Below are 20,780 nucleotides of genomic sequence, written 5' to 3' on the forward strand. Positions count from 1 at the left end.
GTGCGCACGGGGAGAGGCGCGATAATGTACGAGCTACGAGTTCTGGACGGCTTGCACCAGGGCGCGGCACTGCCACTGTTCGGTGAACAGTGGAGCATCGGTGCACACGCGGATGCGGACCTTGTACTCAGCGATCCGGGAATCGCCGAGCACCATGCGCACCTGCATCTGATCGACGCCTGTTGGTCGGTGCAAGCCAAGGCAGGGCTATTGTCTGATAGCAATGGGCAGGTGCTGGCGCAAATCGGTCACTTGCCACTCAATGCCTTATTCTCGGTGGGTGGGGTGTGCTTGTGTGTAAGCCTGGCCGAACAGCCCTGGCCTCAACCATCGGTTCCCCGCGCCGTGCCGCCTGAATCCAGCATCGAACCGCCGCGGCCACTGATGCTGTCTTCTATCTCTTCGGTCCAGCAAAAACGTTTGCTTAGCCTGGTGCTGGTGTGCGCGGTCGTCATCATGGTTGTCGGCATGGTCTCTTCCGGGGAACGCACGGCCCAGGCGTCGCTGATGCCGAGCGCGCCGAGCAAGACCGAGCTCGCGTCACCGTTCGAAGTGCGCCAGATACTGCTGAAGATGCTTAACGAGCGTGAGCTGGGCCAGCACATCAGTTTGCAAGTGATCAACGGCCAGATTGCACTCGACGGCTTAGTCACTCAAGACGACGTGGAGCTGGTCGCACGCATGCTCATCCGTTTTGGCGAGCAGTTCGAAACCGCAGTGCCCGTCATGAGCCGTGTACGGGTACGTGACAGCACGATTCCGTTCAAGATTTTGCAGATTGTCAGCGGACCCAATGGTCACGTTGTGCTGGAAACCGGGGATAGATTGTTTGTAGGCGATGAGATTGACGGCTTGCGCCTGGTATTGATCGATAACAGCAAAGTGGTATTCGACGGCGAGCAACGCTACGAGGTGCGCTGGTGAGCGACCTGCTGCGGGAGCGCCTGGAGGCTTGGCAGTCAAGGCAGTCGGAGGCGCTGACGCGTTTCGCGCCTGTTTCGATGCGGGGGCGGGTCCAGCGCGTCAACGGCATGCTGTTGCAGTGTCGTTTGCCCCATGCGCGGATTGGAGATCTGTGCCAGGTCGAGAAAAATCCAGGTGAGAACATGCTTGCCGAGATCATCGGCTTTGACCATCAGGACGCAGTGCTCAGTGCGCTGGGCAACCTTGAAGGTGTGCGTGTGGGGGCCAGTGTGGAGCGGCTCGGCGTACCCCATCGGGTACGGGTCAGCGATGAGCTGCTGGGTCAGGTGCTGGATGGGTTTGGTCGACCCATTGCCGGCGACGGCCCGAGTGCCTTCGCCGGCGTCGATACGCCCGACGCAACAACCGTATTGTGCGAAGCGCCGTTGCCCACGGAGCGGCCTCGGATCAGTCGGGCGCTGGCCACCGGAGTGCGTTCGATTGATGGCTTGATGACCCTGGGCGAGGGCCAGCGTGTGGGATTGTTTGCCGGTGCCGGTTGCGGAAAAACCACGTTGTTGGCCGAGATCGCGCGCAATGTGGAATGCGATGTCATTGTGTTCGGCCTGATCGGGGAACGAGGTCGTGAGCTGCGTGAGTTCCTCGACCATGAGTTGGATGAACAACTGCGTGCCAAGGCGGTGCTGGTGTGCGCTACCTCGGATCGGTCCAGCATGGAGCGTGCCCGTGCCGCTTTTACCGCCACCGCCCTGGCCGAAGGCTTCCGAAGCAAGGGCCAACGGGTTTTGTTGCTGATCGACTCCTTGACCCGGTTTGCCCGGGCCCAGCGCGAAATTGGCTTGGCGGCCGGGGAACCACTGGGGCGCGGTGGTTTGCCTCCGTCGGTGTACAGCCTGTTGCCGCGTTTGGTGGAGCGCGCCGGGCTGACACGCAACGGCGTGATTACCGCGATTTACACGGTGCTTATCGAACAGGACTCCATGAACGATCCGGTGGCGGATGAAGTCCGGTCGCTGTTGGATGGACATATCGTGCTGTCACGTAAATTGGCCGAGCGGGGACACTATCCGGCGGTCGATGTGCTGGCCAGCCTGTCGCGAATCTTGAGCAATGTGGCCGATTCTGCAGATATCCAGGCCGGTACGGCATTACGGCGCCTGTTGTCGGCGTATCAACAGATCGAGCTGATGCTCAAGCTGGGTGAGTATCAAGCCGGCAGTGATGCGCTGACTGATATGGCGGTAGACAGCCGCCAGGCGGTCGACAGCTTTTTGCGCCAGGACCTGCGCGAGCCGTCACCCATCGCGACGACCCTGGAGCAACTGAAGGAGCTGACGGCTTATGTGCCCTTCTGAATCGCTTATCGCTGAAGTCGAGATATTGCGACGCTTGCGCAGGCATCGGGCAGACCGTGCCGAGCGGGCACTGAGTGCCGCCAAGAAAGCCCAGCGTACTGTGCTTCGACAGATCGAACAGGCTGAAGAGGCGCTTGAGCAGAGCCGACGCGAAGAGGCGCGGCAGTGTGCGCAGTTGCTCAAGGAGAATCAGGGCCAAGTCATGACACTGCAGGCACTGAAAGCCTGGAGCACCCAAGAGCACAACCTGTCTGCCAGCACCCGACGAGAGGAGAGCCAATTGCAAGCGTTGCACGTGCAAAAAGACCAGCAGACGCTGGCGGTAGGAGATGCCCAGAAGCACGTCACCCGCTGTTTGCTCGAGGTGGAAAAACTTCAAGAGTTATCCGGTTTATTGGCTCAGGAGCAAGCATGACCCAGGTTTCAATTGGCAAGACTGAGCGCATGCGTGAACTCAGTGATACACGTGAGATGGGAATGAGCGCCGTGGTGCCCTTGGAGCAGGCGCTGCGGTTTGCGTTGCTGGTCACCACCGACGTTGGCAGCTCTGCGGCGAGCACGAAAATGGCGAACGATAGCCCCCTGCTCGAATCGTTGACTGAACAACTGGCCGCCCATTTTCAAGGATCATCGCAGTGGCCACTGCAGGTGGTGCTGTACGTGCCTCGTCTAGGGCGCATCAAAGCCAGTATCCGGCGCGAGCCGGGAGTCTGGAGCGTCGAACTGGACGCTGAGTGCGATCGCACGACGAACTGGCTCTGCGGCATGCGCCAGCGTTGTCAGGAGCGCATCGCCAACACGTTGGGACAGCCGGTCGATCTCACGTTGGTTCATATGGCCTCGGCATGATGATGCCGCTGTTGGCGTTACGTCAGGTCAAGGCTGAGGCCGTCGCGGCCCGGCGCCGGTTGGGCTGTGGCATACGTATGCCGTTTCAGGTCTCAAGCCAGCAGGGTGAACTCTTGCTGGAGCCTGGGCGACCACCAGGAAGTGCTACACCTGTCTGCTTCGAAACGGCCTGCGGCGTGCTGGGTTTCAGTGAGCCCGGTCCGCTGTTGAGCTTGCTGGGAGAGTGCCCTGTGACGCTGGCCCTGGCCGACAACGATCCGGATTCGTGGTTCTGGGATCTGTTCCTGTACCACCTCAGCCCGCAGGTCAGGAAGCTGTTGGGGCACCTGCGATTGCTGGGGGGTAGTCACTCATTGCCATTTGGCTGCCGGCTTACTGTGACCTTGGGGATGTCCCAGGTTTCGGCATACCTGTGGCTGACTCACGAGAGCTTTCTGGCGGTGTGTGATGCCGGCCCATGGCGCTCGATCGCTGCTCCGCTGCCTGAGCGTTTTCAGGTGGCAATCGCCGTAACGCTGGGGCGGCTGCAACTGTCCATTGCTCATTTGCGCACCGCTCGGTCGGGCGATGTCGTGGTAATCGAACAGGCCTTTTTCAACGCGCGGGGTGTCGGGTATCTGCAGGTGGGTGAACGCCGCCTGCATGGGCATATCGACGATGCATCCGGGCATTTGTGTTTGACACTTGCATCTCTTGAGGAAACCTCTGTGGACGAGGACTTTGCAGTACACGACTTCCCGAAATCCGGGGATGAACAACCGGTAGCGGACGTATTTGGCCATGAGCCGTTCGATGAATTGAGCATGGCGCTCAACGTGCGGTGTGGAACCTTGAACCTGACGCTGGGGGAGTTGCGCAACCTGTCCCCCGGAGCCGTGCTGGGTATCTCCGGCTATGCACCCGGCATGGCCGGGCTTTACTACGGTGATCGCCCGATTGGCGTGGGGCAGTTGGTCGAGGTTGACGGGTGCCTCGGCTTGCAACTGTCCCGCATGACGTTTTCCCGATGACTTTCCAGGGAGTGGACCCGCTCGTACTCGCCCTGTTTCTCGGTGGGCTGTCGCTGATGCCGATGTTGCTGGTCGTGTGCACGGCGTTCCTGAAAATTGTCATTGTGCTGATGATCACCCGCAACGCCATCGGTGTGCAGCAAGTACCGCCGAGCATGGCAATCAACGGCATTGCCCTGGCGGCAACGCTATTCATTATGGCGCCCGTAGGCTACGAGATCTCCGTGACGCTGAAGGCGGCACCTCTGGACCTCAGCAGCGTGCACGCGATGCAAACCACCGGCCTGGTAGCCATACAACCGTTGCGCACGTTCATGAGTCGCAACACCGACCCGGACATTCTGACGCACCTGAAGGAAAACACCGTCCGAATGTGGCCGTCTGAAATGGCCCATGAGGTTCAGCGCGAAGACTTGATCCTGCTGATGCCAGCCTTCGTCCTGTCGCAGTTGCAGGCCGGTTTCGAGATAGGGTTCCTGATCTACATTCCGTTCATCGTCATTGACTTGATCGTCTCCAACCTGCTGTTGGCGCTGGGCATGCAAATGGTCTCGCCGATGACGATTTCGCTGCCGCTCAAAATGTTGTTGTTCGTACTCGTCTCGGGCTGGTCACGCTTGCTCGACAGCCTGTTCCTTTCTTATCTCTGAGTAGCTTATGGAGCCGATCGTGCTGTTCAAGCAAGGCATGTTGCTGGTGGTGGTGCTGTCGGCACCCCCGCTTATCGTGGCCGTGGTTATCGGTGTACTGACTTCCCTCCTGCAGGCATTGATGCAGATACAAGACCAGACCCTGCCCTTTGGTGTGAAGTTGGTAGCTGTGGGCGTCACCTTGATTCTGACCGGGCGCTGGATTGGTGTGGAACTGGTGCAATTGATCAACCTGACGTTCGACATGATTGCCCGTTCGGCGCTGAGCTGAGGTAACCCGCGTGCTGCAACTCATTGATTACCTGCCCAGCCTTCTGGTCGCTATGGCGCGAATCTATCCTTGTGTATTCCTGGTGCCTGCCTTCTGTTTTCAACATCTGCGTGGTATGCCTCGGCACATCATCGTGATGGTGCTGGGGCTGATTCCGGCTCCCGGCATTTACACGGTGCTAAAAGCGCACGACTACTCATTGCTGATGATCGGTGCCCTGATTTTCAAGGAGGTGGCTCTGGGCCTTTTGCTCGGGGTCTTATTGAGCATGCCGTTCTGGATGTTCGAGTCGGTGGGGGCATTACTCGACAACCAGCGCGGCGCGCTCGCCGGTGGCCAACTCAACCCGTCGCTGGGACCGGACGCAACGCCGGTGGGGCATCTGTTCAAACAGTTGGCGATCTACCTGTTGATCGCCACCCTCGGGCTCGGGGCGATGACCCAAGTGATCTGGGACAGCTATGTAATCTGGTCCCCGACCGCTTGGCTACCTTTCGTTGGAGTGAACGGTTTCAGTGTGTTTACCACTCTGCTGGCGGACACGTTCACCCATATGATGCTCTACGCCGCGCCATTTATAGCGGTGTTGCTGCTGCTGGAGTTTGGCGTTGCGTTGCTGGGGCTTTATAGCCCGCAGTTGCAAGTCTCGACTCTGGCACCACCGGTCAAATGCCTGGCCGGCCTGATGATTCTGATTCTGTACCTGCCGTTGTTGCAGGATTTGATCGTCGGGCGCATGAGCCTGTTGGGTGATCTCAAGCAATCCCTGCTTGCAATGTTCCAGGTCTCGGCATCATGAGTGATTCAGGTGAGAAAAAACACGCGGCCACCCCCAAGAAACTGCGTGATCAGCGCCAGAAGGGCCAGGTCGCGCAGAGCCAGGATGTCGGCAAGCTGTTGGTACTGACCGCCTTGAGCGAGATAGCCTTGTTCACGGCCGAGCCCAGCATGCAGCGTTTCCAGCAACTGTTGGTCTTGCCCATGTCCCGCATTGGCCAACCCTTTGCACGGGCGCTGGAAGAAGTGCTGCTGGAAGCGCTGCTGATGTTCTTTGCGTTTGCCCTGATGATGGCCGCCGTGGCGATCACGGTGAAATTGATCAGTGCTTGGATGCAGTTCGGTGTTCTGTTTGCGCCCGAAAGCTTGAAGCTGAACTTCAGCCGTCTCAACCCACTCAGCCAGATCAAACAGATGTTCTCCGCTCAGCAGGTGATGAACCTGCTGATGAGTCTGACCAAGGCCGTGCTTTTGGCATTGGTCCTCTATGTGGTGATCAGCCCTTCACTTGGCGTGTTGATCAACCTGGCCAACAGCGACTTGCAGAGTTATGTCAAAGCCCTGATCATTTTATTTCGCCACCTGCTGCATGCCTGTCTGGGTTTGTTGCTGGTGCTGGCGCTGATCGACTTGGCGTTGCAGAAACACTTTTTTGCCAAGCGCATGCGGATGACGCAAGTCGAGGTGATGAAGGAGTACAAGGACTCGGAGGGCGATCCTCACATCAAAGGGCAACGGCGTTCACTGGCTTATCAACTCGCCCAGGAAGAACCGCAGGTCAAGCTGCCCAAGTTGGAAGAGTCCGACATGTTGGTGGTCAACCCAACACACTTTGCCGTCGCCTTGTATTACCGACCCGGTAAAACGCCTTTGCCGCTGCTGGTGGACAAGGGCACCGATGACCAAGCGCGCGCATTGATCGATCGGGCGAAAGCGGCTGATGTGCCGGTGATCCAGTGCGTATGGCTGGCGCGTACGCTCTATGAAAAGAAACTGGGTGCCGGCATCCCGCGTGAAACCTTGCAAGCTGTGGCGCTGATCTACCGGACTCTGCGTGAATTGGACGATGAAGCCAAGCGCGAAACCCTGGAACTGCCCGAGCTTGTGCAGCGGTAATCGACGTCAGGTGCAACTGGCCAGGACCTGAAGGCTTGGCCAGCCGCATTGGCTCATCGTTCCAGCGAGATCGTCTGATAATCCGAACGTTCTCCTGCGGGGCCAGGCTCGGCACGCATGTGCGACGGCCACCAGACCACCATTTTAGACTCGCTCGATTGTGGACGAGAGCATGAATCACCTTTGCACGTTGCAGTACAGCCGACGCTGAGCAATACCGTAATGATGAGAGTGACGCTGAACAGGGTGCGTTTCATCGCATGTCTTTCCGGGCTGGGGTGAGAAGGGACGGGCGGGGCACGCCGATGTGTTCATCTTTCACTACGGGGCGCATGGCGATAAGAACCTCAGCCTCTTCGCCCGGCTTGAGCCAGGCTCGTGGCCACACGGTTACTGCCAGGGTCTGAGCGTTGCTGCACTCCTTTTCATCAATGCGCACATTGCGTTTGAACTGATTGCGCAACACGATGATTGCTACGTTGAAGTGTGGCCCTGTATACCACTGGCTGCGCTGGGTATTGAGAGCCAGCAGCTCACGTGTCGAGCACAATGTATCCAACCCCAGGGGCATCGCGGCCGCCTTGAACGCCTTGGGCACCTCGCCACTCACGAGATGCGCCAGCGTGCTGGTGATTTCGCTTCGCTGGATCACTGGCGGGTAGGGTGCATTGCGTCGGGCCAAGGGGGCTAGTGCAGCCTGTAATTCGGCCTGATCGGCTTTTGGCAGGTAACGTGAAGGGTCGGCTTGGTCTCCGATCACACGGGGTGTCAGGATGAACAGGCGTTCCCGTCGGTTGTTCTCGCGTTTCGTGGAGGAGAACAACGCCTTGCCTAGCAATGGAATGTCTCCCAACACAGGCACCTTTCTCTGGGTGTCGGTGTTTTCCGTTACGTGAAACCCACCCACCACCAGTGAGCTTTTTTCTGCCATTACGGCCTGGGTACTCACCTTGCCTCGGCGCACATCCAGTCCACCGATTGAGACGTTGGAATCGTTAAAATTGCCATCTTCAATATCCACGACCAAATGGACTTGGTGGCTGCCTTTGCTGGTGATGACCCTGGGGGCTACTTGAAAGCTGGTACCTGCGGTGACGGGCAGAATAGTCGCGTTCTCTGTGCCGGCTACCAGGTATTGGGTCCGGTTGAAATCAATCACCGCCGGTTGGTTTTCCAGCGTCAGCACCGATGGGTTCGACACGATAGTGGCCAGGCCACGGCTTTCCAGGGCGCGGATTTCAGCATAGAAACGGTCGCGATTGCCGATATTGATTTGTGAAGAGCTGCCGGGTGCCATGATCGATTCGCCTCGAAAACGGCTGTTTTGAAACCCCCAGTTGACCCCGAATTCGCGCAATTGACTGCGCTCGATATCCAGGATGATTGCGTCGATTTCCACCAGCTTGCGGGCCACGTCGAGTTGCGTGATCAGCTCTCTGTACAGGGCCTGGCGCTCGGGCAGGTCATAAATCAGTACCGCGTTATTGCGCACATCCGCCTCGACCCTGATTTTGCTGGCGTTCACCGGCGCGCGGGGAGTGAGCGACGCGCCGGTGTCCAATGAGCCCGCGCCCGCGGGTGTTCCCAGCATTTGCCCAAGCAGCGGGTTGCTCAACCGGGCGCCGGTTGTGGGAGCCAGTGGCGAGGGTTGCGCCGCGGTTGTGGAGCGTGTCGCCATGACGGACGTCGGGCGTGGTTCCAACAACCCGCGCAGCATAGTGGCAACCCCTGGGATGGTGATTTTTTCCCCCCGGTAATCGATCACGCGGTCTGCTGCGTTGGCGAACTTCAGCGGGTAGGTCAACACGCTCTGCTTTTCATCTGCCGACTTTCGCTGGCTGCTGAACTGCTTGATCTTCTCTATGTAACCCCTGGGGCCAGAGACCAGAACGACGCCGTCCTCTGGCAACTCGCCCCAGCCAAAGCGGCTTTCCAACAGGCCGATATCGGTCAGTGCCTGCTTCAAGTCCGAGATGGATTCCGACGATACTTCCAGGCGCGCGGATTGCTGCTGATCCAGCGTGCTGATATAGAGCGTGTTGTTGTACAGGTACCACTGGAAGCGATGCTCCACACCCAGTCTGTCGAGTAGGGACTGAGGGGTGTTGGCGCGGATTTTTCCATTGACCGAACCCTCAAGCAGGCCTTCGATCTGAAGCTGCGTACCGAACGTCTGGGCGAAATCTTCAAGTACCTCCCGCACGGGCTTGTGCTCGGCTTCATAGGCGTAGGCCGTGTTTTTCCATTCGTTGGGGATGGCGGCCAATGTGGTTTGCGAAAGCGTCAGCAGCCATGGCAGCGCGAGCAGGTAGCGCCAGGCAGGGCGTTTTTGCGAAAGTCCGGACGAGACATAACGCAAGCAGCCAGGCTTGTAGGTCTTGTTCTTCATAAGTGGTTCTCTGTTTGGTACGAGAGCGGATGCTGCGAAGTCGGGCGCGTGTCTTGGGCGCAGCGTGTGAGACGGGTGATGGTCGGCGGGCAGTGACAGCCCCGAGTCGTCGATTCACGAGTACCTGCATCACCCGGCCTCGAACCATCAGGGGATGCCATCGAAGATGATCTTTCCCTGATCGGCCCTGTAGTTGGTCATGGCCTGTATAGAGGTCAAAAGCTGGTTCGACGTCATTTTCATCTCCAGCGCTTGATCCATCAGTGCTGCGAACGTCTCATTATCGGTCGCCTCGTAGGCGGCCTTACCCATTTGGTCTATGTGTTTTTTGACAGTGTCCAGCTCTCTGTAATGCTGTCGGCTCAGCCGATAATCAAAGGTCATGGGGCATCCTCCAGTGAATTGCCCATGTATGTGGTTCATACCTGGCAACAGTTCCACACACGGCGTCATGAAAGACTGCGTGTGAACATTGTCGGAAATTCCCTACTTGCGGCTCTGTGGCATTTCCAACAGGAACAAGCTGTCAACGGTCGACTTCCAATCAATATGAAAGCTGCCCTCGTCTGTTTCCAGAACCAGCGACTGGACGCTGATGAGATCATCCACACGCAGACTCCAGGGGGCATTGCTGTTCATTTGCAGCCATTGCACCACCTCCGGCTGATCCTGTGGATGACAGGCCAGCGTGGCGTTAATGGTGGGTATTTCTGCGGCTAGCAGCTTTTTGAGCAGGGCGCTGATTCGCTCCGCGGGAGGCGTCAGTTCCAGCAGACTGCCCACCACCTGATGGGTTACTGACGTAGCGATTTTTTCAAGCTGCTCGCACATGTTCTGCCGCTCGGTCTCCCAGCATTCAAGTTGGCGGTTGGCGCGCTGCCAAAACTCGTCCTGTGCGTGCTTCAGCAACTGCTCACTCTGTTCACGCGCTTGTTGCAGGATCGCTTCAGCCTGTGCCTGGGCGTCGCTCAGCAAATGCTGTGCACGCAGGCTGTCGGCAAGCAGCTCTCTGGGGATCAGAGCGTTTGGCAAGCTTGCAGCGGGGGTCGACAGTTTAATCTTGCAGCGGTACAACATTGGAATGGGTCTCGCCAGCAGTGGGGGCATCGTTGGTCGGGGCGGTAGCGCGCCATATGACGGCCTGCCAGACAGTGTCGAGTTTGCTTCCGGGTGGCGGCGCAGGGATGCCTTCCAGCGCATCAACGCGTTGCGGGGCGAAGCTGAGCCGCAGGCGCTGCCATATCGGCTGATCGACCCAGGCGCGCAGATAGTGCAGAGGGTCGTTGCCGGGTTCATGGGGAACGGCAGGTAATGCCCGGGACAGGCGGGCGCACCACTGGCGTTGGTCGGGGCTCAACGATAGTTCATGCTGAGGATGGTAGATCCCATCGACCAGGGCCAACATCAGTTCACGTTTTGCGGGTGGCGCCAGTACCAGGTGCAGCAGGGCAGGTGATGGCTCAACGGGCAGGCAAGGGGAGATGCCCAGTGCCTGGCTGACCCGCTCATGCTGGCCACGGCAGATCGCAGTGCCGGCGGGTGAGGCGAGGTCGAACGGCGCCCAGCCATGTTGTGCCTGCTCCCATGGGCGGGTCCACCAATTGACCCACCTGAACAGGTCATCCATTGGATTCTAAGCTCGGTGAAGCGTGGGTCGGGTGGCGCTTCCTTCGAAGCCAGACTACGGTCGCCGCGACTGCAAGCACCAAGACTATAAACAGTGATGTCAGGGTTGTTTGCCAGAACATCAGGTCGTTTTCGGGTACCAGAAAAGCTCCGAGATAGACTAGACGCTCCCGTTCAATATAAGCGGCCGCTGGTACAAAGGTAACGGTGAGTTTTTGCGGGTTATCCGCCGTGGTGGTCATACCGGGAATGCTGCTGGCCACCATTCTGCGCACACGTGGCCTGATGTTGTCGGGGTCCAGCCGGGGGTCGTGTTTGATGAATACCGAGGCTGATGCCGGCTGTACGGGTTCGCCGGGCGCCACCCGTTCCGGCAGTACCACGTGGACGCGGGCCACGATGACCCCGTCGATGTTGGATAGGGTTGCTTCCAGTTCCTGGGACAACGCGTAGATGTAACGGGCCCTTTCCTCCAGCGGTGTAGAGATGACGCCTTCCTTGCGGAATATATCCCCCAGGGTCGAGCGCGCGATTTTCGGCAGGCCGGCAGCTTCCAGTGTTCGCACCGCGCGGGCAATATCACGGCTCTTTACCCGAACGACTACGCCATCCTTTTCCAAGGCTTTCTGGGCGCGGATCTGCTTGTCTGCCAGTTCGGCGATGACATCGTTGGCTTCCTGTTCGGACAATTGGCGGTGCAGTTCGATTCGTTCACCGCAGCCGGCCAGGAGCAGTGCCAGTGTGAGTAGCAGGCAGGTGACGAGAGGTTTGCGCATAACTTTCCTACTGCAGGTTGATGGTTTTTTCTACCATCGAAATGCAGTGTTTTATGATTTTCACCGACACGGTCAGGCGCTCTTTGCTCTCGACCAGGGCCATGGGCACTTCCACCGATTTTATCGAGTGCTTGCTTTGCGCCAGATCCTTCAACCCTCTGGAAAACTTCTCGTTCTTGGATTTGAGGAACACCGATTGCTCGGCGAGAAAGTACGTGCCGATGGCCGGCGTCGAAGGGGGGGAGCGGTTCTCCCCGATCAGCGCTGACGCAAAAAAATGACTATCGATGGAGTTATCAACAAGCGTTGTCGCTTCGTTTTTTTGCAGACGCATCTGAGGCTGTGCGCCCCATTCGGTTTTCGAAAGCATTTGAGGCTCCCCAGGCAAAAGCGAGAAAGTGCCCCCTCTGTAAATGAACAGAGGAGGCAAGTGTTTTGATGCTTAGGCCCGGGCAGAGCCGATTTGCGCCATCACTTTGGTGCTGTAGTCGAGCAGCATGCTGTCGATGGTTTGCTTAATGTTTTGCGCGTTCTTTTCTCTCTGCAACTGATCCTGAATGGCTTTTGCTTCTGCGTTGTCGACGCCGCCATAATTTGCGCCAATGCCCGGATAGTTAGGTTCAATAGGCATAAAAGTACCTTCCTTTCATATTGATAAAGTGTCGAGTGTCTGGCCTTCTCTAGAGAGCCTTCGCTCGAAACATGGGTGGTGGACGACAGGGGGGTGGTTCCAGCGCGAAAATGATTTGTTATTTCGAGATGTGTCGCAAATGCAGGTGCCGAGCAATCGCGTCATGTAAGTATGTTCAAGTACTTCAAACGGTAGTACAGCGTGCGTTTGGCAACGCCTAACTCAGCGGCGACATGCTCCACACAGTCGGCATGACGTTTGAGCGATTCTTCGATCAATGATTTTTCGAACTGCTGCAACCTAATCTTCAGGGGTATTATCTGTGCATTCGCCTCCGATGAACCAAGAGGTGGCATGCCCAGTACAAACCGCTTGGCGGCAGAGCGCAATTCTCTTACGTTGCCAAGCCAGTGGTGACACAGCAATTGCTGGAGCAGTGTTTCAGACGGCGCGGGGATTGGGCAGTCGAAGAGCTTGGCTTCTTGGGCAACCATGTCCTTAAACAGTGGAATGATGTATTCCAGTCGGCTTCGCAGCGGGGCGAGGTTGATGGTCACGACATTCAGGCGGAAGTACAGGTCACGTCGAAAGGTGCCTTGCTCGACCATGTCATTCAGTGATTGCTGGGCGGATGCTATCACGCGCATGTCGACCGGGATGAAACGGGTCGACCCTAGACGCTCGACGCCACGTGATTCCAGCGCACGCAGAAGTTTGGCTTGCAGGGTGAGTGGCATGCTGTCGATTTCATCCAGATACAGGGTGCCTAGGTGTGCCGCCTCGATAAATCCGGCCCTTGACTGAATAGCACCGGTATAAGCGCCACTGTTGACGCCGAACAGCTGACTCTCCGCCAGGGTCTCCGGGATGGCTGCGCAGTTCACCGCGATAAAGTGACCGCGCCGCCCGGATAAACGATGAATTCGCTGTGCCAGAGTGTCCTTGCCTGTGCCGGTTTCACCCAGTAGAAGAACGTCAATATTCAAGGCTGCCGTAGTCTTGAGCGCGGCGTAAACATCGGGGTTCTCAATGAACGGTATACGTACTTCACTTTCCTGATGGTCAGAGGCAGACATGCTGTTAGTCACTCCACTATTGCTTAGCAGTGCTGCAATGCAGTACTGCTCAGTAGAGCGTAATTTGCCGAGGCCAGATGCAGGAAAAAGCTGTCAGTGGTGAGCGAGAAGTTAAAGCTGAACGAACTTAAAGGCTGCCATGACGTTTATTTGCCGATTTTCTCGTGCACAGAGTAAACGCTCAGAGTAAACACATGTGTTTAACCTTGAAAAACGTGCACAAAAAAGCCGATGCAATGCATCGGCTTTTTAGTTGCCGTGTAAATCGCTGCCAGCACTTACACGTTGAAACGGAAGTGCATCACATCGCCATCTTTCACGATGTATTCCTTGCCTTCCAAACGCCACTTACCGGCTTCCTTGGCACCGGCCTCACCCTTGAACTGGATGAAGTCGTTGTAGGCAATCACTTCGGCGCGGATGAACCCTTTTTCGAAGTCCGTGTGGATCACCCCAGCAGCCTGTGGTGCGGTAGCACCGACCTTGACGGTCCACGCGCGGACCTCTTCGACACCGGCGGTGAAGTAGGTCTGCAGGTTGAGCATTTCGTAACCGGCGCGGATCACGCGGTTCAGGCCAGGCTCTTCCAGGCCCAGGGCCTCGAGGAACATGTCTTTTTCTTCGCCGTCATCCAGCTCGGCGATTTCTGCTTCGATCTTGTTGCACACCGGCACCACGATGGCACCTTCTTCGTCAGCGATGGCCTTGACCACGTCGAGCAACGGGTTGTTCTCGAAACCGTCTTCAGCGACGTTGGCGATGTACATCACCGGCTTGGTGGTCAGCAGGTGGAAGCCCTTGATCACGGCCTTCTCGTCAGCGCCCATGTTCTTCATCAGGCTGCGTGCCGGCTTGCCTTCGGTGAAGTGCGCGATCAGTTGCTCCAGCAGACCTTTCTGGACCACTGCGTCCTTGTCGCCGCCCTTGGCGTTGCGCGCGACTTTCTGCAGTTGCTTCTCGCAGCTGTCGAGGTCGGCGAAGATCAGTTCCAGGTCAATGATCTCGATGTCGCGTTTCGGGTCGACGCTGTTGGAGACATGGATCACGTTCTCGTCTTCAAAGCAGCGGACCACGTGGGCGATGGCATCGGTCTCGCGGATGTTGGCGAGGAACTTGTTGCCCAGACCTTCACCTTTCGACGCACCGGCGACCAGGCCGGCGATGTCGACGAATTCCATGGTGGTCGGCAGGATGCGCTTGGGGTTGACGATGGCCGCCAGGGCGTCCAGGCGTGGATCCGGCATCGGCACGATACCGCTGTTGGGCTCGATGGTGCAGAAGGGGAAGTTCTCCGCTGCGATACCGGATTTGGTCAGGGCGTTGAACAGGGTGGATTTGCCGACGTTGGGCAGGCCGACGATGCCGCAATTGAATCCCATGGTGTTTCCCCTCGGTAAGAGTCAGGCCTTCTGGCTGTGCAGGTTTTTCATCGCGCGGTTCCATTCACCGGCGAAGATATCCGGCAGCACGCCGAGGGCAAAGTCGATGCTGGCATCGAGTTTTTCCTGTTCGGCGCGTGGCGCACGACCCAGGACGAAATTTGAAACCATACTGGCGACGCCTGGGTGGCCAATGCCGAGCCGCAGGCGGTAGAAATTATTCTGATTACCCAGCTGCGCGATGATGTCGCGCAGGCCGTTGTGCCCGCCATGCCCGCCGCCGAGCTTGAGCTTGGCAACGCCGGGTGGCAGGTCCAGTTCGTCATGGGCCACCAGGATTTCTTCGGGTTTGATCCGGAAGAAGCCCGCAAGCGCCGCGACAGCCTGGCCGCTGCGGTTCATGTAGGTGGTGGGAATCAGTAGACGAACATCCTGACCCTGGTGCGAAAAGCGCCCGGTCAGGCCGAAATATTTGCGATCGGCCGCAAGGCTTACACCTTGTGCGTGGGCGATGCGCTCAACAAAAAGGGCCCCCGCGTTATGCCGGGTCTGTTCGTATTCGGCGCCTGGATTTCCCAGGCCAACGATCAGTTTAATGGCAGTCACGACAGGGGCCCTTCCTTTGGAGTTGTGGATAACATCGCCAGACCTGAGTGCGGCGAAAGTGGACGACACTACATCATTTACTCAAGAGTAAACGCCGCGTTATCGCCCGCTTTCTCGCTACGTTTCGGTCCGCGATGTTTCCTCAAGCTCCGGCAATACAGAGTGGATTACTCTGCAGCGCCTTCTTCAGCTTCTGGAGCAACGCGTGGAGCGTGAACGTTGGCAACTGCTTTGTCATCACCGTGAGCCAGTGCGACAAACTCAACGCCTTTAGGTGCCTTGAGGTCGGACAGGTGAACGATAGCGCCGATTTCCAGAGCCGACAGGTCGACTTCGATGAACTCAGGCAGGTCTTTCGGCAGGCAGGTCACTTCGATTTCGTTCAGGACGTGCGAGATCTCGCCGCCTTTCTTGACCGGAGCTTCTTCACCCACAAAGTGCACAGGCACGATGGCGGTCAGTTTCTGGCCAGCTACAACGCGAACGAAGTCAGCGTGCATGATGAATTGCTTGGAAGGGTGACGCTGCATCGCTTTAACGATGACGTTCTGCTTGGCGCCGTCGACGTTCAGCTCGATAACGTGGCTGTAGGCCGCTTCGTTTTCGAACAGCTTGGCGATTTCCTTGGCCAGGATGGTCACGGATTCAGCAGGCTTGTTACCACCGTATACAACGGCTGGGATGTTGGCGGCGTGACGCAGGCGGCGGCTCGCACCTTTCCCCAGGTCAGTACGCGCTTGGGCGTTCAGAGTAAAGTCAGTCATTTTGTATCTCCAAAATAGCCATCATCGAGCGGCGTTTGCGACCAGCGCCGGCCTCGACATGGGCAAAAAAGCCCCGCCCCAACAGAATGTCGGGGCGGGGCGCTTTTCGTCAGTGGGATGTGCCGAAGGTTTGACCCTTAGCGGAACATCGCGCTGATCGATTCTTCATTGCTGATGCGGCGGACCGCTTCGGCAACAACCGGTGCGATATCCAGTTGACGGATACGCGAACAGGCTTGAGCAGCAGCGGACAACGGGATGGTGTTGGTCACCACCAGTTCGTCCAGCATGGAATTCTCGATGTTCTCGATCGCTCGGCCCGACAGCACAGGGTGTGTGCAGTAGGCGAAGACTTTGGCCGCACCGTGCTCTTTCAAGGCTTTCGCCGCGTGGCACAGGGTGCCGGCGGTGTCGACCATGTCATCAACCAGAATACAGGTACGCCCTTCGACATCACCGATGATATGCATCACTTCAGAGTGATTGGCTTTCTCGCGGCGTTTGTCGATGATCCCGAGGTCCACGCCCAGGGATTTGGCAACGGCCCGTGCACGCACGACGCCACCAATGTCCGGGGACACGATCATCAGGTTTTCAAAGCGCTGGTCTTCGATGTCATCCACCAATACGGGGGAGCCGTAGATGTTATCTACCGGAATATCGAAGAACCCCTGGATTTGGTCAGCGTGCAGGTCAACCGTGAGAACACGGTCGATGCCTACCACGGTCAGCATGTCAGCAACGACTTTCGCGCTGATGGCCACACGTGCGGAACGCGGACGGCGATCCTGACGGGCATAACCAAAGTAAGGGATTACAGCTGTGATTCGAGTCGCTGAGGAGCGGCGGAAGGCATCAGCCATCACGACGAGTTCCATCAGGTTATCGTTGGTCGGAGCGCAAGTCGGCTGAATAATGAAGACGTCTTTACCGCGAACGTTTTCATTGATCTCGGCTGTAATTTCGCCGTCGGAGAATTTACCGACAGAGATGTCACCGAGAGGGATATGCAGCTGACGTACGACACGTCGAGCCAGATCGGGGTTGGCGTTCCCCGTAAAGACCATCATCTTGGACACGCGCAGTACCTAGAGGCTGAGGGTAACCTGGATGAGTATAGGAAAATGGCAGGGGCGGCTGGATTCGAACCAACGCATGGCAGGATCAAAACCTGCTGCCTTACCGCTTGGCGACGCCCCTGTATCTGTTGCAACGAGTGCCTGACACTCGATTCCTTTAGAGCAGACTTTGCAGCTTGCGATGCAACATCGAAACGTTGCTTCCCTTTGCTACAAACCCTGTAAGGGTCTCTGTAAGAAGGGCCGAGACTTTATCAGCTTCAGCTTTGCTTGGGAAGCCCCCAAACACACAACTTCCAGTTCCGGTTAATTTTGCTTCGGTAAATTTACCTAACAAATTCAAAGCGTTACGTACCTCTGGATAACGCCTTGCTACAACCGGTAAGCAGTCATTTCGACTGTTTCCCTTGGGAACGGGGCGCACTTTAATGGGAGAAGAGTTACGTGTCAACAACGGATCTGAAAAAATTTCTGCTGTACTTACAGATACTTGCGGAACAAGCACGACATACCACGGCTCCTCGGGGTATTCCGGGCTGAGTTTCTCCCCCACGCCCTCGGCGAAAGCCGCGTGCCCGCGCACGAAAACCGGGACGTCGGCACCCAGCGTCAGGCCCAGCGCGGCCAGGCGATCATGGTCCCAACCCAGTTGCCACAAGTAATTCAGACCCAGCAGAGTTGTCGCGGCATTCGAGCTGCCACCACCGATGCCGCCACCCATGGGCAGGACTTTATCGATCCAGATATCGATGCCGAGCGGACAGCCGGATTGCTCCTGAAGTTTTTTTGCGGCCTTCACGATCAGGTTGCTGTCGTGAGGCACGCCTTCGAATTCGGTATGCAGCCTGATCACGCCATCGTCGCGCACGGCGAAGGTCAGCTCGTCGCCATAGTCGAGGAATTGAAACAACGTCTGCAGCTCGTGATAGCCATCTTCACGGCGACCGAGAATGTGCAGCATCAGGTTGAGCTTGGCCGGGGAGGGCAGGGTCAATTTTTGTACGGACACGTTATTGCCCCAGTTTGCGTGGTTGCCAGTCCTTGATCACCAGCGTGACATCAAGGTCGGGACCATGCAGCTTGATGCGCTCGGGCAACCAATAGCCGCTTTGCTCCACGTAGCTCAAATATTCGACCTGCCAGCCATCCTGCTCCAGGCTGGCCAGGCGGCTGTCGCCGTTCAGGCTCAGGCGACTCTTGCTATCAGGCGCTGGCAGGCCACGGACCCACCACACCAGGTGAGACACCGGCAGTTTCCAGCCGATCTGTTCTTCCAGCAACGCTTCCGGCGAGGTTGCCTCATAACGGCCCTGGTTGGCCACTTCAAGGCTGACTTGCCCCGGCCGGCCGGTCAGACGTGCGGCGCCACGGCCCAGTGGACCCGACAGGCGAATATCGTAGTAGTCCTGGCGCTGCAGCCAGAACAAGGTGCCGCTGCCGGAGTCTTTCGGCGCGCGAACCCCCACTTTGCCTTCGATCTGCCAGCCATCGATGCTGCTGAGCTGGTCCTTGTGCTGCTTCCATTGCGCCGGGTTGCCCTGGCCTTCAACGGATTCGCGGCTGCCGATGCCCGCACAACCGGCGAGCAGGGCGATGAAGCTGAAAATAACAACATGGCGCAAAAACATAGGTTTAAAGGGTCTCGGATCCGGTCAGGCGCTTGATGGTGCCGCGCAGGATGGGGCTTTCGGGTTGTTCCTTGAGGAATTTCTCCCAGATTTGCCGTGCTTCACGCTGTTTGCCATTGGCCCACAGCACTTCGCCCAGGTGCGCGGCGACTTCCTGGTCGGGGAAGCGTTCCAGCGCCTGGCGCAACAAGCGTTCGGCCTCGTCCAGGTTGCCCAGGCGGTAATTCACCCAGCCCAGGCTGTCGAGCACGGCCGGGTCTTCCGGGTTCAGCTTGTGGGCTTGCTCGATCAACACCTTGGCTTCGTCGTAGCGCGTGGTGCGGTCGGACAAGGTGTAGCCCAGGGCGTTGAGGGCCATGGCGTTGTCCGGATCGCGCTTGATGATCAGGCGCAGGTCTTTTTCCATCTGCGCCAGGTCATTGCGTTTTTCCGCCTGCATGGCGCGGGTGTATAGCAAGTTCAAATCGTCCGGGAATTGCAGCAACGCTTGTTGCAGCAGCTTCCAGGCGCGCTCGCCCTGATTGTTGGCCGACAAGGTTTCGGCCTGGATCAGGTAGAGCTGGATCGCGTAATCCGGTTCGGCATCCCGTGCGGCGGCCAGGCGTTTCTCCGCCTCGTCGGTGCGGCCGTTGCTCATCAGGATATCGGCCTGGCGCAATTGGGCGGGCAGGTAGTCGTTGCCGGGGCCGACCTGGGCGTACTCGAGCAGGGCGGCTTGCGGATCGTTGCGCTCTTCGGCGATGCGCCCGAGGTTCAGGTGTGCCGAATCTACATGGCTTTCACGCTGGATCAGCTCTTCCAGGTAACCCTTGGCCTCGTCCCACGCCTTGGCTTCCAGGCAAACCAGTGCCAGGGAATAACGCAATTCGTCGTCGTCCGGGTATTGCTGGACCAGGTTGGCGAACTGCACTTTGGCGTCCTCCATGCGGTCCTGTTCGACCAGCATGCGGGCGTAAGTCAGGCGCAGGCGCTTGTCGTCCGGATACTTCTTGAGGCTTTTTTCCAGCAGCGGAATCGCTTCCTTGCCACGGTTGAGGTTCTGAAGCAGGCGTGCACGCAGCAGTATCGGGGCGATTTCGCCTTCTTCCGGCGGATTCTGCTCCAGCAGCTTCAGTGCGGCGTCGGCTTCATCATCCTGTTGCAGCAGCAATGCCTTGCCGAAAATCAGCTGGCTGTTCTTCGGGTGCTTTTGCAGCAGGCGGTCGAAACTCTTCATCAGGCCATTGCGCGTGTCCTGGTCGGTGTCGGCGGCCGACAGCGCGAGGAAGTCGAAATGGGTGTCGCCTTTGCCTTGCAGGACTTTCTCCATATAGACCATGGAGTCGTCATAGCGCCCGGCGCGTGCCAGTTGAATGGCCGCCGCCCGTTGTGCTTCCAGGTCGTCCGGGGCGTTTTTCGCCCAGATCAGCGAGGAGTCCAGCGCAGCCTGATCGGCCCCCAGGTACTCGGCGATGCGGAAGGCCCGCTCGGAAATCCCCGGATCCTGGGTGTTGATGGCCTGGGTCACGTAGTTGTCCAGCGCAATGTCGAAGCGATTGCGTTGGCCGGCCAGTTCCGCAGTCAGCAGGCTGTACACCGTTTCTTCGGTGAACGAAGAATAAACCTTGGGCTTTTCAGGGGCGGGGGCGCTGTCTTCCACCGGTGGCGTACCGTCCGGCGACACGGGGGCCATGGCCTGGCAGCCGCTGAGAAAGACAAAGGCGAGGAGCAACGCGGAAGATCTATTCATATAGGAAGAGGACGACTAACCTGCGGTCGGATCATCATGACACAAGCCTTCGGCCAAACATAACCGAGTCTCAGTTGATGCCTTTATAGACACAAGGCATTAGGACAATAGACGACGGTGGTTGTTCTGAATCTTTCGAAGTAGG

At 57.9% G+C, this 20,780-nt stretch carries 25 protein-coding genes and 1 tRNA gene; 9 read left to right on the top strand and 17 right to left on the bottom strand.

Going from position 1 to position 20,780, the window contains the following annotated elements; all coding sequences use genetic code 11:
* The first annotated feature begins 24 nt into the window (after nt 1-24).
* The 9 genes from K5K89_RS04545 to sctU are packed head-to-tail and all read left to right on the top strand — an operon-like array spanning nt 25 to nt 6,952.
* Nucleotides 25-924 (top strand): FHA domain-containing protein, encoded by a 900-nt coding sequence (locus K5K89_RS04545; RefSeq protein WP_222540938.1) that lies wholly within the window; start codon nt 25-27, stop codon nt 922-924.
* The gene (locus tag K5K89_RS04550) at nt 921-2,279 is read left to right on the top strand and encodes a FliI/YscN family ATPase (RefSeq protein WP_305430977.1); all 1,359 of its coding nucleotides are present in this window, start codon (nt 921-923) and stop codon (nt 2,277-2,279) included. Before K5K89_RS04545 ends, K5K89_RS04550 begins: the two co-directional genes overlap by 4 nt.
* Complete coding sequence (locus K5K89_RS04555) at nt 2,266-2,694, top strand: type III secretion protein (RefSeq protein WP_071491020.1); 429 nt, start codon at nt 2,266-2,268, stop codon at nt 2,692-2,694. Before K5K89_RS04550 ends, K5K89_RS04555 begins: the two co-directional genes overlap by 14 nt.
* On the top strand, nt 2,691-3,128 hold the full coding sequence (locus tag K5K89_RS04560; protein ID WP_222540939.1) for a type III secretion system HrpP C-terminal domain-containing protein: 438 nt from the start codon (nt 2,691-2,693) through the stop codon (nt 3,126-3,128). Before K5K89_RS04555 ends, K5K89_RS04560 begins: the two co-directional genes overlap by 4 nt.
* The gene (locus tag K5K89_RS04565) at nt 3,125-4,138 is read left to right on the top strand and encodes a FliM/FliN family flagellar motor switch protein (RefSeq protein WP_071491022.1); all 1,014 of its coding nucleotides are present in this window, start codon (nt 3,125-3,127) and stop codon (nt 4,136-4,138) included. Before K5K89_RS04560 ends, K5K89_RS04565 begins: the two co-directional genes overlap by 4 nt.
* Complete coding sequence (gene sctR / locus K5K89_RS04570) at nt 4,135-4,788, top strand: type III secretion system export apparatus subunit SctR (RefSeq protein WP_222540940.1); 654 nt, start codon at nt 4,135-4,137, stop codon at nt 4,786-4,788. The genes K5K89_RS04565 and sctR overlap by 4 nt, the downstream gene beginning before the upstream one ends.
* Before the next feature lie 7 nt (nt 4,789-4,795).
* On the top strand, nt 4,796-5,059 hold the full coding sequence (gene sctS / locus K5K89_RS04575; RefSeq protein WP_071491024.1) for a type III secretion system export apparatus subunit SctS: 264 nt from the start codon (nt 4,796-4,798) through the stop codon (nt 5,057-5,059).
* Between the two features lie 10 nt (nt 5,060-5,069).
* The gene (sctT, locus tag K5K89_RS04580; RefSeq protein ID WP_071491025.1) at nt 5,070-5,858 is read left to right on the top strand and encodes a type III secretion system export apparatus subunit SctT; all 789 of its coding nucleotides are present in this window, start codon (nt 5,070-5,072) and stop codon (nt 5,856-5,858) included.
* Entirely contained in the window at nt 5,855-6,952 is a 1,098-nt protein-coding gene (sctU, locus tag K5K89_RS04585) for a type III secretion system export apparatus subunit SctU (RefSeq protein WP_222540941.1), read from the top strand. Before sctT ends, sctU begins: the two co-directional genes overlap by 4 nt.
* Nucleotides 6,953-7,005: 53 nt before the next feature.
* Here sctU and hrpT read toward each other — a convergent pair whose 3' ends face one another.
* From hrpT to K5K89_RS04665, 17 genes are all read right to left on the bottom strand, one after another.
* Nucleotides 7,006-7,209 (bottom strand): HrpT family type III secretion system protein, encoded by a 204-nt coding sequence (gene hrpT / locus K5K89_RS28600; RefSeq protein ID WP_083351535.1) that lies wholly within the window; start codon nt 7,207-7,209, stop codon nt 7,006-7,008.
* Nucleotides 7,206-9,341: a type III secretion system outer membrane ring subunit SctC gene (gene sctC / locus K5K89_RS04590; protein ID WP_071491027.1), complete on the bottom strand. Its 2,136-nt coding sequence runs from the start codon at nt 9,339-9,341 to the stop codon at nt 7,206-7,208. Before sctC ends, hrpT begins: the two co-directional genes overlap by 4 nt.
* Before the next feature lie 147 nt (nt 9,342-9,488).
* A complete protein-coding gene (locus K5K89_RS04595) occupies nt 9,489-9,725 on the bottom strand; it encodes a hypothetical protein (RefSeq protein WP_071491028.1) in 237 nt (78 codons plus the stop codon).
* 102 nt (nt 9,726-9,827) lie between these two features.
* Nucleotides 9,828-10,418, bottom strand: a complete 591-nt coding sequence (gene sctL, locus K5K89_RS04600; RefSeq protein ID WP_222540942.1) for a type III secretion system stator protein SctL — start codon at nt 10,416-10,418, stop codon at nt 9,828-9,830.
* Entirely contained in the window at nt 10,396-10,968 is a 573-nt protein-coding gene (locus tag K5K89_RS04605) for a hypothetical protein (protein WP_071491030.1), read from the bottom strand. Before K5K89_RS04605 ends, sctL begins: the two co-directional genes overlap by 23 nt.
* Nucleotides 10,961-11,743, bottom strand: a complete 783-nt coding sequence (gene sctJ / locus K5K89_RS04610; protein WP_071491031.1) for a type III secretion system inner membrane ring lipoprotein SctJ — start codon at nt 11,741-11,743, stop codon at nt 10,961-10,963. Before sctJ ends, K5K89_RS04605 begins: the two co-directional genes overlap by 8 nt.
* Nucleotides 11,744-11,750: 7 nt before the next feature.
* Nucleotides 11,751-12,113, bottom strand: coding sequence for a hypothetical protein (locus tag K5K89_RS04615; RefSeq protein WP_071491032.1), 363 nt, complete (start codon nt 12,111-12,113; stop codon nt 11,751-11,753).
* Nucleotides 12,114-12,185: 72 nt separating this feature from the next.
* Complete coding sequence (locus K5K89_RS04620) at nt 12,186-12,374, bottom strand: hypothetical protein (RefSeq protein ID WP_222540943.1); 189 nt, start codon at nt 12,372-12,374, stop codon at nt 12,186-12,188.
* A 161-nt stretch (nt 12,375-12,535) separates the two neighbouring features.
* Nucleotides 12,536-13,450, bottom strand: a complete 915-nt coding sequence (locus K5K89_RS04625) for a sigma 54-interacting transcriptional regulator (protein ID WP_071491034.1) — start codon at nt 13,448-13,450, stop codon at nt 12,536-12,538.
* Between the two features lie 278 nt (nt 13,451-13,728).
* Entirely contained in the window at nt 13,729-14,829 is a 1,101-nt protein-coding gene (ychF, locus tag K5K89_RS04630; RefSeq protein ID WP_003171595.1) for a redox-regulated ATPase YchF, read from the bottom strand.
* Nucleotides 14,830-14,850: 21 nt separating this feature from the next.
* On the bottom strand, nt 14,851-15,435 hold the full coding sequence (gene pth / locus K5K89_RS04635) for an aminoacyl-tRNA hydrolase (protein ID WP_071491035.1): 585 nt from the start codon (nt 15,433-15,435) through the stop codon (nt 14,851-14,853).
* 167 nt (nt 15,436-15,602) lie between these two features.
* Nucleotides 15,603-16,199, bottom strand: a complete 597-nt coding sequence (locus K5K89_RS04640) for a 50S ribosomal protein L25/general stress protein Ctc (protein WP_071491036.1) — start codon at nt 16,197-16,199, stop codon at nt 15,603-15,605.
* Between the two features lie 137 nt (nt 16,200-16,336).
* The gene (locus tag K5K89_RS04645) at nt 16,337-17,278 is read right to left on the bottom strand and encodes a ribose-phosphate pyrophosphokinase (protein WP_003208392.1); all 942 of its coding nucleotides are present in this window, start codon (nt 17,276-17,278) and stop codon (nt 16,337-16,339) included.
* 46 nt (nt 17,279-17,324) lie between these two features.
* Nucleotides 17,325-17,399: transfer RNA gene (locus K5K89_RS04650), tRNA-Gln, on the bottom strand.
* A 36-nt stretch (nt 17,400-17,435) separates the two neighbouring features.
* Nucleotides 17,436-18,287: a 4-(cytidine 5'-diphospho)-2-C-methyl-D-erythritol kinase gene (ispE, locus tag K5K89_RS04655; RefSeq protein ID WP_222540944.1), complete on the bottom strand. Its 852-nt coding sequence runs from the start codon at nt 18,285-18,287 to the stop codon at nt 17,436-17,438.
* Nucleotide 18,288: 1 nt separating this feature from the next.
* The gene (gene lolB / locus K5K89_RS04660) at nt 18,289-18,906 is read right to left on the bottom strand and encodes a lipoprotein insertase outer membrane protein LolB (protein ID WP_222540945.1); all 618 of its coding nucleotides are present in this window, start codon (nt 18,904-18,906) and stop codon (nt 18,289-18,291) included.
* Between the two features lie 4 nt (nt 18,907-18,910).
* Entirely contained in the window at nt 18,911-20,635 is a 1,725-nt protein-coding gene (locus tag K5K89_RS04665; RefSeq protein ID WP_071491039.1) for a tetratricopeptide repeat protein, read from the bottom strand.
* Nucleotides 20,636-20,780 lie beyond the last annotated feature (145 nt).

Origin of the sequence: Pseudomonas sp. DR208 (assembly GCF_019823005.1) — a bacterium.
GTDB lineage: Bacteria > Pseudomonadota > Gammaproteobacteria > Pseudomonadales > Pseudomonadaceae > Aquipseudomonas > Aquipseudomonas extremorientalis.

Coding starts and splice junctions, on each gene's coding strand:
- sctU (WP_222540941.1), top strand. CDS start 5,855: ATGAGTGATTCAGGTGAGAAAAAACACGCGGCCACCCCCAAGAAACTG.
- sctJ (WP_071491031.1), bottom strand. CDS start 11,743: ATGCGCAAACCTCTCGTCACCTGCCTGCTACTCACACTGGCACTGCTC.
- K5K89_RS04620 (WP_222540943.1), bottom strand. CDS start 12,374: ATGCCTATTGAACCTAACTATCCGGGCATTGGCGCAAATTATGGCGGC.
- sctC (WP_071491027.1), bottom strand. CDS start 9,341: ATGAAGAACAAGACCTACAAGCCTGGCTGCTTGCGTTATGTCTCGTCC.
- K5K89_RS04605 (WP_071491030.1), bottom strand. CDS start 10,968: ATGGATGACCTGTTCAGGTGGGTCAATTGGTGGACCCGCCCATGGGAG.
- sctL (WP_222540942.1), bottom strand. CDS start 10,418: ATGTTGTACCGCTGCAAGATTAAACTGTCGACCCCCGCTGCAAGCTTG.
- K5K89_RS04640 (WP_071491036.1), bottom strand. CDS start 16,199: ATGACTGACTTTACTCTGAACGCCCAAGCGCGTACTGACCTGGGGAAA.
- K5K89_RS04565 (WP_071491022.1), top strand. CDS start 3,125: ATGATGATGCCGCTGTTGGCGTTACGTCAGGTCAAGGCTGAGGCCGTC.
- K5K89_RS04625 (WP_071491034.1), bottom strand. CDS start 13,450: ATGTCTGCCTCTGACCATCAGGAAAGTGAAGTACGTATACCGTTCATT.
- K5K89_RS04560 (WP_222540939.1), top strand. CDS start 2,691: ATGACCCAGGTTTCAATTGGCAAGACTGAGCGCATGCGTGAACTCAGT.
- sctR (WP_222540940.1), top strand. CDS start 4,135: ATGACTTTCCAGGGAGTGGACCCGCTCGTACTCGCCCTGTTTCTCGGT.
- sctS (WP_071491024.1), top strand. CDS start 4,796: ATGGAGCCGATCGTGCTGTTCAAGCAAGGCATGTTGCTGGTGGTGGTG.
- K5K89_RS04665 (WP_071491039.1), bottom strand. CDS start 20,635: ATGAATAGATCTTCCGCGTTGCTCCTCGCCTTTGTCTTTCTCAGCGGC.
- K5K89_RS04615 (WP_071491032.1), bottom strand. CDS start 12,113: ATGCTTTCGAAAACCGAATGGGGCGCACAGCCTCAGATGCGTCTGCAA.
- hrpT (WP_083351535.1), bottom strand. CDS start 7,209: ATGAAACGCACCCTGTTCAGCGTCACTCTCATCATTACGGTATTGCTC.
- K5K89_RS04545 (WP_222540938.1), top strand. CDS start 25: ATGTACGAGCTACGAGTTCTGGACGGCTTGCACCAGGGCGCGGCACTG.
- K5K89_RS04555 (WP_071491020.1), top strand. CDS start 2,266: ATGTGCCCTTCTGAATCGCTTATCGCTGAAGTCGAGATATTGCGACGC.
- ychF (WP_003171595.1), bottom strand. CDS start 14,829: ATGGGATTCAATTGCGGCATCGTCGGCCTGCCCAACGTCGGCAAATCC.
- K5K89_RS04595 (WP_071491028.1), bottom strand. CDS start 9,725: ATGACCTTTGATTATCGGCTGAGCCGACAGCATTACAGAGAGCTGGAC.
- lolB (WP_222540945.1), bottom strand. CDS start 18,906: ATGTTTTTGCGCCATGTTGTTATTTTCAGCTTCATCGCCCTGCTCGCC.